Origin of the sequence: Pedobacter vanadiisoli (assembly GCF_042684385.1) — a bacterium.
GTDB classification, from domain to species: domain Bacteria; phylum Bacteroidota; class Bacteroidia; order Sphingobacteriales; family Sphingobacteriaceae; genus Pedobacter; species Pedobacter vanadiisoli.
The window spans coordinates 363,579-375,892 of sequence record NZ_JBHULL010000008.1; the positions used below are offsets into that span (position 1 = coordinate 363,579).

A 12,314-nucleotide genomic window follows, 5' to 3' on the forward strand; every position below is an offset into this window, starting at 1 on the left:
AATCGTAAAAAGTCCTGGTACAAGCCAGGACTTTTTTATGGCATCAGATTTTATTTATTTCCTCCGGTCTAGATATTTACTGAGCTCACTGTCAACAAAATCCAGTGATAGGTCGTTATTGCTGAGCACAATACCATTTTTATCGACTAAAAAAAAGTAGGTTGCGTTATAATTGCTCAGGTTTTTTGCATTAGGCGACTTTGCCCCCAAGAGGTCAGCATATTGCGGCCAGATAAGTTTATCGGCTTTAATTATTTTTTCCCAGCTATCTTTGTTCTTGTCGTATGATACCCCTATAAATTCTACGTTCTGATGCCTGTATTTTTCGTACAGATCAACCAATACTTTATTATCCCTTCTACTTTTCCCACTGTAGGAAACCCAGCAGATCACCAGGTTTACTCTTTTCAGAATACCCAGGTCAAATTTTTTCCCATCGGGTGTTTCACCCTCAATATTTGGCATTTTGTTTCCGGCCATCATTTGGTTGGCCTGCATAATTTCTGAGAACAGCTTTTTACCCATTTTGCTTTCCTGTACATCCCGGTCTAAACTTTTAAAAATAGACAGGTATTTTTTGGTTTCAGAATCTGCTCTTCCGAACCTGTCCAGAAAAAAAATGGTTGCCTCAGATTTTGGATATTTTTTAGCAAAAGCTTTAATCTCCTCCAGCTCGGACTGAATTTTTTTCTCCCTCCATATATCTACTTTTCTTGCCTTTTCCATTATATTACTGCGTGTAGCAATGTCAAATTCATGTTCTGCGATGGCCAAACTATCAAACAGGCTTTTGCCCATGTCTTTTTTTAGCTTATAGAAATTGATAAATTCTTCTCCTTGCTGTGCTGGAACATTAGTGAATGGATAGACGTTGTTTTTTGCGCCGTCGAGAATACCTTCATAATTACCTTTGTCCAGATAAAAATAAAATTCTTCTTTATTTTCACCGTCTTGAGTTTTTAATATGGCATAGCCCTTTATTGGTATATTGATCTTAAATGTTTGATTGCCGTTGGTGATATTTTCGGCTTTTAAGGTTTCGTTGTTTTCCGAACTTTGTATAGAGACCACAGCGTTAGGGCCAAAGTTTTTGGTTTTGAGTTTAAATACGGCAGGTTTAGGATCGCAAGCGGTAAATAAACAGGCAGATAGAGTAATGATATAGAGGTACTTTTTCATTTATGAAGGTTTAGTAATACAATATAACGAAAAGATTAGTTGATTTTGTTTCTCTCAGTTAAATTTTCTTTTCATGCCCATCATCAACATCTAAACCGTAAATAACCCCTCAATCTTTCGATTAATTCCGAATATGCTTTAGAATGTTTCTAAATAAATGTTTTATCGTTGTTTTGTCATATTCGTTTATAAATTAAACTCATAATTAGATATTTTTGCAAGAAATTTAGATATAAATCCTAATCAAATGAGTGGTTTCGGAAATGCATTTTCTTCATCAATAGGGAAGAAATTCATCATGGGTATTACAGGTTTGTTCCTGATACTTTTTTTAATTGTACACTGCGGTATTAATGCTTTAATTTTTATTAACGACGGTGGTTTAACATTCAACATTGGCGCACACTTTATGGCCACCAACTGGATTATCCGGGCAGGTGAAATCGTATTGTTTATTGGTTTGCTTGCGCACATTTTTCAGGCGCTACGCTTAACGTTGCAGAATCAAAAAGCGCGCCCAGTTAAATATGCCGTAAACAATGGAAATGCAAATAGCAAATGGTATAGCCGCTCAATGGGCTTGCTGGGAACACTTTTACTGATCTTTTTGGTAGTTCACCTGAAAGATTTTTGGGTGGTTTCACGTTTTACTGGTATCCCAACGGTTGATGCCAACGGCCATGAGGATCTTTATGCTGTGATGAAAGAAAAATTTCAGGATCCGGTAAGGCTAGCTGTATATATTTTGGCCATGTTCTCTTTGTGTTATCACCTGTTACATGGTTTTGCTTCAGCTTTCCAAACAATGGGCTGGAACCACTCAAAATATAATGGTATTATAAAAAGTGTAGGTGTTTGGTATTCGATCATTATTTCGATCCTTTTCGCAGCCATGCCGATCGCAGTTTATTTCGGTCTTATTCAATAATTTTCAGCACAAAAGATATGTCAGATATTAATTCAAATATTCCAGAAGGCGAATTAGCCAGTAAATGGACAAAATATAAGTCTTCTGTGCCTTTGGTAAACCCATCGAACAAAAGAACTATTGAGGTAATTATTGTAGGTTCGGGTTTGGCGGGTGCTTCGGCTGCTGCTACTTTAGCCGAAATGGGTTATAAAGTTAAATGTTTCTGTTTTCAGGATTCACCCCGCAGGGCACATTCAATCGCCGCTCAGGGCGGTATTAATGCCGCTAAAAACTATCAGAACGATGGTGATAGCGTTTACCGTTTATTTTACGATACGATTAAAGGAGGCGATTATAGGGCACGCGAAGCCAACGTATACCGTTTGGCAGAGGTTAGTGCCAATATTATAGACCAATGCGTGGCACAAGGGGTTCCTTTGGCACGTGAGTATGGCGGTTTGTTGGATAACCGTTCATTCGGTGGTACACAGGTTCAACGTACTTTCTACGCTGCGGGTCAAACCGGTCAGCAGTTATTACTAGGTGCATATTCTGCTTTAGAACGCCAGATCGGTATGGGTAAAGTAGAAATGTATACCCGCCACGAAATGCTTGAAGTAGTAAAGATCGATGGCAAAGCACGTGGTATTATTGCCCGTAACTTAATTACAGGCGAAATTGAACGTCATTTCGGTCATGCAGTGGTATTGGGAACCGGTGGTTATGGAAACGTTTTCTACCTTTCTACCAACGCGATGGGCAGTAACGTTACGGCAGCCTGGAAAGCACATAAACAAGGTGCTTACTTTGCAAATCCTTGCTACACCCAAATTCACCCAACCTGTATCCCCGTTTCAGGCGATCACCAATCTAAATTAACCCTGATGTCAGAATCGTTGCGTAACGACGGACGAATTTGGGTACCTAAAAAGAAAGATGATAACCGTAAAGCTTCAGAAATTCCTGAAGATGAAAGAGATTATTATTTAGAGCGCCGTTACCCTGCTTTTGGTAACCTGGTTCCACGTGATGTGGCTTCTCGTGCGGCTAAAGAGCGTTGCGATGCCGGTTATGGAGTAGGGGCGTCTAAACTGGCTGTTTACCTGGATTTTAAAGCCAATACCGAGCGTTACGGACGAATTGAAGCTGCTAAAGCAGGGAATCACAATCCGGATAAAGAAACATGCATGCGTTTAGGCACAGCAGTAATTAAGGAGAAATATGGTAACCTGTTTGATATGTATGCGCAGATTACAGGCGAAAATCCTTATGAAACGCCAATGCGTATTTATCCTGCTGTTCACTATACCATGGGCGGACTTTGGGTTGATTATAACTTAATGACATCTGTACCTGGCCTATATTGTACAGGAGAGGCGAACTTTTCAGATCATGGTGCAAACCGCTTAGGTGCATCAGCTTTGATGCAGGGTTTGGCTGATGGTTATTTCGTTCTTCCTTACACCATTGGTGCTTATTTATCGAAAGAGATTTCGGTAAAAGCAATCCCGACTGATCACCCTGCCTTTGTTGAAGCCGAAGAAAGAGCTGTAGGTATTTTAAATACATTAATCAACATCAAAGGAACCAAATCGGTAGATCATTTCCATAAACGCTTAGGCCACATTATGTGGGAGAAATGTGGTATGGCCCGTAACGAAAAAGGTTTAAAAGAAGCGATTGAAGAAATCAGGGCTTTACGCGCTGAATTCTGGAGCAATGTACGCGTACCGGGAGCAGCCAATGAGTTGAACACCGAGTTGGAAAAAGCCGGCCGCGTAGCCGATTTTATCGAACTGGGAGAGTTAATGTGTATCGATGCTTTAAACCGTAACGAAAGCTGCGGAGGACACTTCCGTGAAGAGTATCAAACAGAAGAAGGAGAAGCACTACGTGATGATGAGAACTACGCTTATGTAGCTGCCTGGGAATTTAAAGAAGGTGTAAACTTCGAGCTTCACAAAGAAGAACTGAAGTTTGAAAATATTAAAGTAGCACAAAGAAGTTATAAATAGATAAGAGATGTGAGATGTGAGACATGAGATGAAAATCTTGGTTCTCATATCTGATGTCTCAAATCTCAAATCTGAGATATCATGAGTACAGGAAATATGAATTTAACGCTAAAAGTTTGGCGTCAAAAAAATAACAAAACCAAAGGCGCTTTGGTAGATTATAAATTGACCGATATTTCGCCAGACATGTCTTTTTTAGAGATGTTTGATGTATTAAACGAGCAACTAATTAATAAAGGTGAAGAGCCAGTTGTATTCGACCACGATTGCCGCGAGGGAATTTGCGGAATGTGTTCCATGTTTATCAACGGTCGTCCGCACGGGCCAAAAGACCTGGTTACTACCTGCCAGTTGCATATGCGTTCTTTCAAAGATGGCGATACCATTGTTGTTGAGCCATGGAGAGCTGCTGCTTTTCCGGTAGTAAAAGATTTAACGGTAGATCGTTCTGCATTTGACAGGGTTATTGCCGCTGGTGGCTTTATTTCGGTAAATACTGGTAATGCACAAGATGCCAATAACCTGCCAATCCCTAAAATGCAGGCAGATGCCGCTTTCGAAGCCGCCGCTTGTATCGGTTGTGGTGCCTGTGTGGCAACCTGTAAAAATGCTTCGGCAATGTTATTCGTATCTGCTAAGATCTCTCAGCTGGCATTGTTGCCACAAGGTCAGCCAGAACGCTACCGCAGGGTACAAAGTATGGTTGCGCAAATGGATGCTGAAGGTTTTGGTAACTGTACCAATACAGGAGCTTGCGAAGCAGAATGCCCTAAAGGAATCTCTTTAGAAAACATTGCCCGCATGAACCGCGATTTTGCATCTGCGAAATTTATTTCAGAAGAAACCGTTTAAAAAATATACTGTGCACTCAGCTTAATCGCTGAGTTCTTGAGCCTCCACTTTTTGGGGGCTTTTTAGTTTAATGGTTAATTATGGCTATAGCACAATAATCCTACTGGATTGTTGTTATAATAAAAATATAATAATCAGTAATTTTTAATGATTTGTTAGCAAGCCTGTAGTTAAAACTGATACATATTTAACATTTGCCGGCTATTATGAAAACAAATGAAACTTTTGATTTTAAAAACCGAAAGCTTGCACAACAAAGACGCTTCGAAATAAAAGTTTGCGAAAGTATCAATAATCTTATGTTTGCATATTAAAATTTTATATTTTTAGAAATTTTATTCGGTTATATTTGCAGATGCGTTAAAATTTTTCTAAATTTAGTCCTCCGAGACAGGAGAGAAAACATAAAACCCCGGCAATTTTTGCTGGGGTTTTGTGTTTGGAGAAATTGACAAAATTAAATTTTAAGGCAATTTAAAATTAACATTGATGTTGTATTTAACGCGTACCGGTACACCATTTTTCAAACCGGGTGCCCATCTTGGCGATTTTCTCAATACCCTTAGTGCTTCAGCATCTGTTTCAGGAGAAAGGCTTTTTATGACCTCTGGATCAGTTAAACTACCATCTTTCTCAACTATAAAACTGGCAAATACCTTGCCTTGAGTTTTATTTTTCCTGGCTAGCTCCGGGTATTTAATTTCGTGGCTTATAAAAGAGTAGAATGCTGTAATCCCACCTGGATATGCCGGTTGCTTTTGAACAGAAACGTAATCGTAAATTTTGTTACGATTATTTTGTGCCTTTGCCAAATTAAAGCACATGGCGATGCCCATTAGGGCTAAAATGATTAGCTTTCTCATTATTTTTTTATTAAAGGTTTTTGAATATTAGTTTTTCCCGGAGGTTGCTTTTTGAGTTGTTACAATGATCACTCCGTTTTTGCCTTTATCGCCATATATTTTTTGCGAACCGGCATCCTTTAGCACCTTTATCGATTTAATGGATTCTTGGTTTATGTTAAGATCGGTTACCTCTTTTCCATCTACAATGTAAAGTGGCTTTGCTTTAGGATCGAAATCTCTGTTCAGCAGGTATCGCTTTATCACTTGCTTTTCTCTATTGGGATGTACATTAAATCCTGATGCTTTTCCTTTTAAATCAGATCCGTAAATTTTTATCGGAGCGGCTTTAAGCCCATAATTATTGCTCAGAAAACCATTTTTGGTTTTAACTTCTATTACCCCTGCAAAACCATCAGCTCCGTATCGGGCTGTTGCTAAACTATCTTTTAAGATACTTAAAGATTCGATGTTATTGGGGTCAACCCCGCTTAGTGATGATGTACCCCTGGTATATTGTTTGTTTCCATCAATGATGATTAAGGGTTCAATCCCTGGCGTTGATATTCCCCTGAGCGTAATTTTAGGCGTTTTCGTACTATCTGCGCTTTGAGCAAAAACGGCTAAGCCAAAGCTCATTAGCAAGCTAAATATTATTACGTTTTTCATATTGAATCTGGTTAGAATTTTCTTTTGGTTTCCAAGAAATTAGTGTTTTTATCTAAAGAAAGCTCTTTTGGGTCAAGCGGCCTGAAAGCACCGCTTTTCGCTCCCTTGCTGGTAATTAATATTACGCCGTCCTTGGCTTTTGGTCCATATAGATTCATTGCCGCCTGATCTTTCAAAACAGAAACTGATTCTATATTATTTGGATTGATGTTACTTAAATAGCTACTGTTTGCCAGCCTGACTCCATCTAAAATGATCAGGGCATCTTGGTTTACGCTACCTTTAAGTATAACCCGATCTGTTTGCACATTGTTTGTATTCGTCTCTTTTATGGGATCTTTAAGCATGAAATTAACATTGATGTTGTATTTCACCCTCACCGCTAAACCATTCTGGATGCCCGGGTTCCATTTTGGCGATTCTTTTAAAACCCTGATGGCTTCTTCATCTGTACCGCTTCCTAAACCTCGTGTAATCTGGATATCCGATAATGAACCGTCTTTTTCAACTACAAAGCTGAGGAAAACCTTACCCTGAACATTATTCTCCTGCGCCAGCTTAGGATACTTAATGCTACCTCCGATATATTTATAAAATTTGGCTATACCACCCGGAAATTCGGGCTGTTTTTCGATCGAAACGAAATCATATACCTTGTCTATATTTTCAGATTTAAGGGAGTTGGTTTCGGTTTCGGTAGTTTTAGGAAGATAAGATATGACATTGATCTGGTTCAGGTTTACATATTCGCCCGATTTAGGTAATAATTTATTCTTAAACTCTTCTGATGATTCGGGAATTCTAAAACTTACTGTTAAAGCATATTTGCCACTGGCTAGGGTTTTGAATCCTTTATAAGCTAAAATTGCCTTCATTACTTCCTCATCACAGCCTGCGCCTAATTCTATGTTTGATCTGACATTGGTAATCCTGCCGTCTTTTAAATTAAACCTTATTTGGACGTTTCCTTGAATTTGACCGCTATTGGCTTCACTTGGATATTTGATTTTTCGGCCTAAAAACTGATAAAATCCTTTCCAGTTTGGATCTGTTTTACCATCAACTGAAATTTTAGGGGCTATAGTTGTTTTTTCAGGGGCAGTAACCATGTTTTCAACCATCTCGATCGGTTTTTCCATAGGGATTTGATCAGCAATGGATAATAACTTCTGGCTTTTACGGACAGTAGCTGACGAAAACACAATCAGAAGCGCAAATAGAGGAATAAAAATTCCATACTTCACAATGGCAATCTTTTTAGACCGGTCTTTGTGAAGCATGAAAATCCTTTTTTTAATCAACGATTTTTCTAAAAAGCCATTTGTTAAGGTATTTGGCGAAATGCCAAAAGACTTACTTAGTAATAGCATGGCGTATTCGGCCTTATCGCCCTGAAATTCGGCAGCAAGTTCATCTGCTAAAAATTCATGGATATTTTTAATAGCTTTTTTATAAAGATAAATAACCGGGTTTAGCCAGGTAATAATCCCTATAATTTCGAAGAATAGAATGTCTACAGTGTGCCATTGTTTGATGTGTGCTTCTTCATGGATATCAACCACATCCATTTGTGGTAATTCCCGATCAATTACTTTTTTCCCAAAAAAAGCAAATGCCGACCCAGACTTATTTAAAGTAATAAGTTTTTTAACTGCCAACAGGTTAAATATCAACCTGCCAAAGAAAAACAAAATCCCGGCACAATAAATATAAACGAATACATTTCCCCAGTGAAAACCGGCATTGGGCTCCGTTACAACTGTTGCCTGTGCCAATACAGCTTCCCAATTAACAGAAGTATAAACCTTTTGGGCCGCTTTCTGCTCTGTTAGCCATTCTAAACGGATAAATGGTATGCATAAGGACAAAACACCGGCAGATACTAAGTAAATGCGGTTTAAAGTGAAGTAGGTTTCCTTATCTAACAGTAGTTTGTAAAAACCAAAAAAAACAATTAAGTATAAGTTCACCTGTAATAGGTAATGGGCCGAACTCATTTTGGTTTATGTTTAATTTTATTAATCATTTTTAAAATTTCATCAACATCACTTAAATCCAGTTTTTCTTCTTTAACAAAGAAAGAGAACATACTTTCTACCGAATTTTCAAAGTAATTGCCCAGCAGTTTTTCAGTTGCATGGCGTTTGTATTCTTCCCTGCTGATTAAAGGATGATATTGATGCGCCTTACCGAACGCTTCATGACCAATAAAACCTTTGGTTTCTAAAATTCTAATAATAGTTGATACGGTATTGTAAGCAGGTTTAGGAAGGGGTAGCTCATCAATAACTTCTTTAACAAACGCTTTCTCCAACTGCCATAAAACCTGCATGATCTGTTCTTCGGCTTTGGTTAAATCTTTAATTTCCATAGTGGTTAATAATAATAAGGATGATGGCAAATTGTTTTGCCTTAACTAAAATTAAAACTAATTAATTAGTTATCCAAATTTTATTTAATTATTTTAAAAATTAATGAGTTAAAGCTTTTCTTCTGCTTTAGGGGCTTTTTTTAGGAAGAACTGATTGAACTTAAATGTATAACTTTATTGTTGATCCACTTGGGTAGTGGTGTGGACTAGATGGTGATGAGGTTGTTTTTGATGCCATATACCACTAAGCCGGTACGTGATTTAATATTCAGTTTGGCAAAAAGAGACTCCCTGTAGTTATCAACTGTTCGGGGGCTGACATTCATAATATCTGCAATTTCCTTATAGGTAAGCTCTGTGCTGCAATGCTGCAGAAAGGTAAGCTCCCGGGCAGAAAAGGTTGGTTTAATATCACTGTCTTTTAAAGCTACCAGAAGCCTGCCCGATACGAGCTCGTTTACATAAAAGCCTTTATCTACAATTACTTTAATGGCTGTTAATAAATCAGACGGTGTTGATTCTTTAAGCATATAACCTCCGGCACCGGATTTGAGCATCCCGATTATTGCTTTTTCATCCTCAAGCATACTTAGTGCGAGTACATGAACATTTGGGTAGTTCGCCTTAACCCACTTGGTAGCGTCAAAACCATCCATTACCGGCATATTAATATCCATTAAAATGAGCTGGACTTCAGGATTCTGGTTGATCTTTGCCTGAAGATCGATGCCGTTAACGGCTTCGAACATGACTTCTATTTCATCAAATTCTTCTAATAAACTCGCTAATCCCGAGCGGAAAAGAGTGTGATCATCAACAATTGCGATAGAAATACGTTGGTTCTGCATATTTAAGGGTAGGGGATTTCAATTGAAATAGAGGTGCCTTCGCCCGGCGCCGAATTTAGTGCTAATTTTCCATTGATCATCTCAATTCTTTTATAAATAGAATTTAATCCCATTCCCGATTTTTTAACCTTAATTTCATTTGGATCAAAACCAACGCCATTATCCCTTACCCTTAAATGTAAAGCATTTTTTTCGAGATATGAATCGATTTGTATATGTTTTGCCTGGGCGTGTTTTATAATGTTATTAATGATTTCCTGTAATAAACGGAGAATGATCAGATCCTTATCGGGAGATGTGACCTGCACGTCTAACAATTGGTTGTTAATCTTTAATTCGTATGCTCCTGTCTTATTGAGCCAGTTAATTTCCTGATGTATCGCATGGCCAATGCCATTTTCTACCAGTTGCTCTCCGTGTAACAGCTTGGCCAGCTCCCTTAATTCTTTAATGGATTTATTAACAAGTGATAATGAATTGTCGATTTTCTTTTTTGCCTTTTCTGCATCATTTAAATTTACAGAGTTTAAGGTAAGGGTGGTAAGGCTAAGTAACTGACCAACATTATCATGTAATTCTGTAGCAATGCTTTGCATGGTTTGATCTTGTACTTCAACCCGGGTCTGAAGCATTTCGGATTCAAATTTCTGCTGCATATTCAGCTTTTCCAGAAAATGGTTCTTTTTATGCCGGTTGTATGATCTGATGTAAAGTAACAGAAATATTGGCATCAAGAGAAAAACCAGCGATGCCAATATTATTAGGGACATGTTTTCCGTTGACGAGCTCTGCATATAAATGAATAGGCCCAAAAGCCGTATAAAAAAAGATTTAGTGTTGTATATATTATTATTCGTGTATTATATTTTCCCAAAAATTTTTGCTGAATAATGTCATCAAAAAAATTAGCAAGTGTACTTCCAAAATAAAATATTAATGTTCCACCTACCCACCAAAATGCAGGGTGAAACTTTAAATCAATATAATTTTCGTCTTTGAGCAACAAATAAAAATACAACAGACCATAAATTACAAAAATCACCGACGCTATACTTATCGTAAAAGCATTGTAAACATTTATACCATGCATAAAAGTAAATATGGTATAGATTATCATTATCGCTATATATGTTGCCGTTAGCCAGTACTTTATGTTTGTGTATTGTTTTATGAAATTAAAAAATCCGTAAGTAATGAAAGAAATTTCAAATATTGAATAAACATTGTAAACGCATAAATTTGTGTGGTAGGTTATAGCGAAGTACCTTCCAGCTATTTCAGTTGCAACTACCACTACCATATAGCATATCGTTATTAGCCAAAATGTCGATTTGTCCTTGGCTAAAAAGTATATTGCAAAAATAAGGCACAGCAGCTCTATATATGAGCTGCTGGTTGGGACAATAAATTTTAAAATATTTTGTATGTCAGAGTGAGTGGTAGTTTTTGCTATCATTTATTTATAGCATTAATTGACTGTCATCGTCACATACCTGTGGACACAATGCAGATCTGTTTTCCGGGTCAGTAGGTGATGGTATGTCTCCCTCGCAGATATCGCTTTTATCGATAAAATAATCCACACGGGGCTTGCCATCAATTATTTTGGTTACCACTAAAAGTAATGTATTCATTTCAGCATAAGTTGGAGGGATTTTATCACCGTACTCAAGGCTATTGATCTGATTAATAATATCATCAGTATATCTCCCAAAATAAATTCTGATACCATCTCCTTCAAATTCTGCTAATTTTTTTGTTAATGATATAATTTGTTCCGCGGGAAACCATGCTGCCTCGGTAAAAGTACCTTTTTCTGCATTTTGGCTTTTCCGGAAAGCAGCCGTCATTTGGCTAGCAATACCCACTGGTACCGTATTTGTTGTGCTGTTTTTAGAGTCTTTTTCTAACATTGTTTGATTGGTGAATTAAGAAACTAAATTATACTTTTTTGTTTATTTTATGGTAAATAATTGGTGTTATACTCGATTTATGTCTTTTTTATTAGTAGGATATTAACTTGTAAAGTTAAATTGATAAAAAAAATGTACCCTAACTTAAAGAAGTTCTTTTTACCAAAAATAGAGAATGCTCGGATTCTTATCAGGTGGATACATTTATAGCCTATTATTAATTTAACCAATATGAGAATAATCTAAAAATACCGTAAAAACACCCTTTCATTTAGGGTGTTTTACGTTAACGCTGAATTGAACGGTACCACTACTTTTGGTATATGATAACGGCTGAATAATTTGCAGTTACAGCATATTACTGTTTCAGGTACTGAAAAAAAAGCTATTTTGAACTTATTTGTAAATGAGTCTATTAAGATAAAAATTTGATTATAAGTATTAAACCTATTTATTCTTTCAGATATGACAAACAATATCCTACTACAGGAAAATCACAGTTCCATCAGTGAAAGGGAAGTTGAGATTATACACCTGCTATCAATGGGTTATAACAGTAAAGAAATAGGCGAGATGCTTTTTATCAGCGAACATACTGTTAATACACATCGAAGGAATATGGTAAGAAAGCTTGATTTAAAAAATTCTTATCAATTAATCGTATGGGCATTTAAAGAAAGAATATTATCCTTTTAAGGACTTAAAGTATATATAA

The 12,314-nt window shown here is 37.1% G+C and carries 12 protein-coding genes; 4 read left to right on the forward strand and 8 right to left on the reverse strand.

What is annotated here, in order from left to right; genetic code table 11:
* Positions 1-54: 54 nt before the first annotated feature.
* Positions 55-1,179 (reverse strand): TlpA family protein disulfide reductase, encoded by a 1,125-nt coding sequence (locus ACFSR6_RS10170; protein ID WP_379078328.1) that lies wholly within the window; start codon positions 1,177-1,179, stop codon positions 55-57.
* A gap of 247 nt (positions 1,180-1,426) precedes the next feature.
* Here ACFSR6_RS10170 and ACFSR6_RS10175 point away from each other — a divergent pair, with 247 nt between their 5' ends.
* The 3 genes from ACFSR6_RS10175 (at position 1,427) to ACFSR6_RS10185 (ending at position 4,956) form a co-directional block, all read left to right on the forward strand.
* Entirely contained in the window at positions 1,427-2,107 is a 681-nt protein-coding gene (locus tag ACFSR6_RS10175) for a succinate dehydrogenase cytochrome b subunit (protein WP_379078330.1), read from the forward strand.
* A gap of 17 nt (positions 2,108-2,124) precedes the next feature.
* Positions 2,125-4,104, forward strand: coding sequence for a fumarate reductase/succinate dehydrogenase flavoprotein subunit (locus tag ACFSR6_RS10180; RefSeq protein ID WP_379078332.1), 1,980 nt, complete (start codon positions 2,125-2,127; stop codon positions 4,102-4,104).
* Between the two features lie 81 nt (positions 4,105-4,185).
* On the forward strand, positions 4,186-4,956 hold the full coding sequence (locus ACFSR6_RS10185; RefSeq protein ID WP_379078334.1) for a succinate dehydrogenase/fumarate reductase iron-sulfur subunit: 771 nt from the start codon (positions 4,186-4,188) through the stop codon (positions 4,954-4,956).
* Positions 4,957-5,420: 464 nt separating this feature from the next.
* On the opposite strand, the gene ACFSR6_RS10190 is transcribed toward ACFSR6_RS10185, so the two are convergent.
* From ACFSR6_RS10190 to ACFSR6_RS10220, 7 genes are all read right to left on the reverse strand, one after another.
* Positions 5,421-5,819, reverse strand: a complete 399-nt coding sequence (locus tag ACFSR6_RS10190; RefSeq protein WP_379078336.1) for an energy transducer TonB — start codon at positions 5,817-5,819, stop codon at positions 5,421-5,423.
* Positions 5,820-5,846: 27 nt separating this feature from the next.
* Positions 5,847-6,467: a TonB-dependent receptor plug domain-containing protein gene (locus tag ACFSR6_RS10195; protein WP_379078338.1), complete on the reverse strand. Its 621-nt coding sequence runs from the start codon at positions 6,465-6,467 to the stop codon at positions 5,847-5,849.
* Positions 6,468-6,478: 11 nt separating this feature from the next.
* Positions 6,479-8,437 carry a TonB family protein gene (locus ACFSR6_RS10200; protein WP_379078340.1) on the reverse strand — a complete coding sequence of 653 codons (1,959 nt, stop codon included), beginning with the start codon at positions 8,435-8,437 and terminating at the stop codon, positions 6,479-6,481.
* Positions 8,438-8,460: 23 nt separating this feature from the next.
* A complete protein-coding gene (locus tag ACFSR6_RS10205) occupies positions 8,461-8,838 on the reverse strand; it encodes a BlaI/MecI/CopY family transcriptional regulator (RefSeq protein WP_029280636.1) in 378 nt (125 codons plus the stop codon).
* Between the two features lie 206 nt (positions 8,839-9,044).
* The gene (locus ACFSR6_RS10210; protein WP_379078342.1) at positions 9,045-9,686 is read right to left on the reverse strand and encodes a response regulator transcription factor; all 642 of its coding nucleotides are present in this window, start codon (positions 9,684-9,686) and stop codon (positions 9,045-9,047) included.
* Between the two features lie 2 nt (positions 9,687-9,688).
* Positions 9,689-10,456, reverse strand: coding sequence for a sensor histidine kinase (locus tag ACFSR6_RS10215; RefSeq protein WP_379078344.1), 768 nt, complete (start codon positions 10,454-10,456; stop codon positions 9,689-9,691).
* Between the two features lie 690 nt (positions 10,457-11,146).
* The gene (locus ACFSR6_RS10220) at positions 11,147-11,599 is read right to left on the reverse strand and encodes a hypothetical protein (RefSeq protein WP_379078346.1); all 453 of its coding nucleotides are present in this window, start codon (positions 11,597-11,599) and stop codon (positions 11,147-11,149) included.
* Positions 11,600-12,064: 465 nt separating this feature from the next.
* Between ACFSR6_RS10220 and ACFSR6_RS10225 the strand changes: the two genes are divergently transcribed.
* Positions 12,065-12,295 (forward strand): response regulator transcription factor, encoded by a 231-nt coding sequence (locus tag ACFSR6_RS10225; RefSeq protein WP_379078348.1) that lies wholly within the window; start codon positions 12,065-12,067, stop codon positions 12,293-12,295.
* The last annotated feature ends 19 nt before the right edge of the window (positions 12,296-12,314 follow it).

Excerpts from the sequence above, each read along its gene's own strand:
- ACFSR6_RS10210 (WP_379078342.1), bottom strand. The coding sequence starts at position 9,686 with ATGCAGAACCAACGTATTTCTATCGCAATTGTTGATGATCACACTCTT.
- ACFSR6_RS10185 (WP_379078334.1), top strand. The coding sequence starts at position 4,186 with ATGAGTACAGGAAATATGAATTTAACGCTAAAAGTTTGGCGTCAAAAA.
- ACFSR6_RS10190 (WP_379078336.1), bottom strand. The coding sequence starts at position 5,819 with ATGAGAAAGCTAATCATTTTAGCCCTAATGGGCATCGCCATGTGCTTT.
- ACFSR6_RS10195 (WP_379078338.1), bottom strand. The coding sequence starts at position 6,467 with ATGAAAAACGTAATAATATTTAGCTTGCTAATGAGCTTTGGCTTAGCC.
- ACFSR6_RS10215 (WP_379078344.1), bottom strand. The coding sequence starts at position 10,456 with ATGTCCCTAATAATATTGGCATCGCTGGTTTTTCTCTTGATGCCAATA.
- ACFSR6_RS10175 (WP_379078330.1), top strand. The coding sequence starts at position 1,427 with ATGAGTGGTTTCGGAAATGCATTTTCTTCATCAATAGGGAAGAAATTC.
- ACFSR6_RS10225 (WP_379078348.1), top strand. The coding sequence starts at position 12,065 with ATGACAAACAATATCCTACTACAGGAAAATCACAGTTCCATCAGTGAA.
- ACFSR6_RS10220 (WP_379078346.1), bottom strand. The coding sequence starts at position 11,599 with ATGTTAGAAAAAGACTCTAAAAACAGCACAACAAATACGGTACCAGTG.
- ACFSR6_RS10205 (WP_029280636.1), bottom strand. The coding sequence starts at position 8,838 with ATGGAAATTAAAGATTTAACCAAAGCCGAAGAACAGATCATGCAGGTT.
- ACFSR6_RS10180 (WP_379078332.1), top strand. The coding sequence starts at position 2,125 with ATGTCAGATATTAATTCAAATATTCCAGAAGGCGAATTAGCCAGTAAA.
- ACFSR6_RS10170 (WP_379078328.1), bottom strand. The coding sequence starts at position 1,179 with ATGAAAAAGTACCTCTATATCATTACTCTATCTGCCTGTTTATTTACC.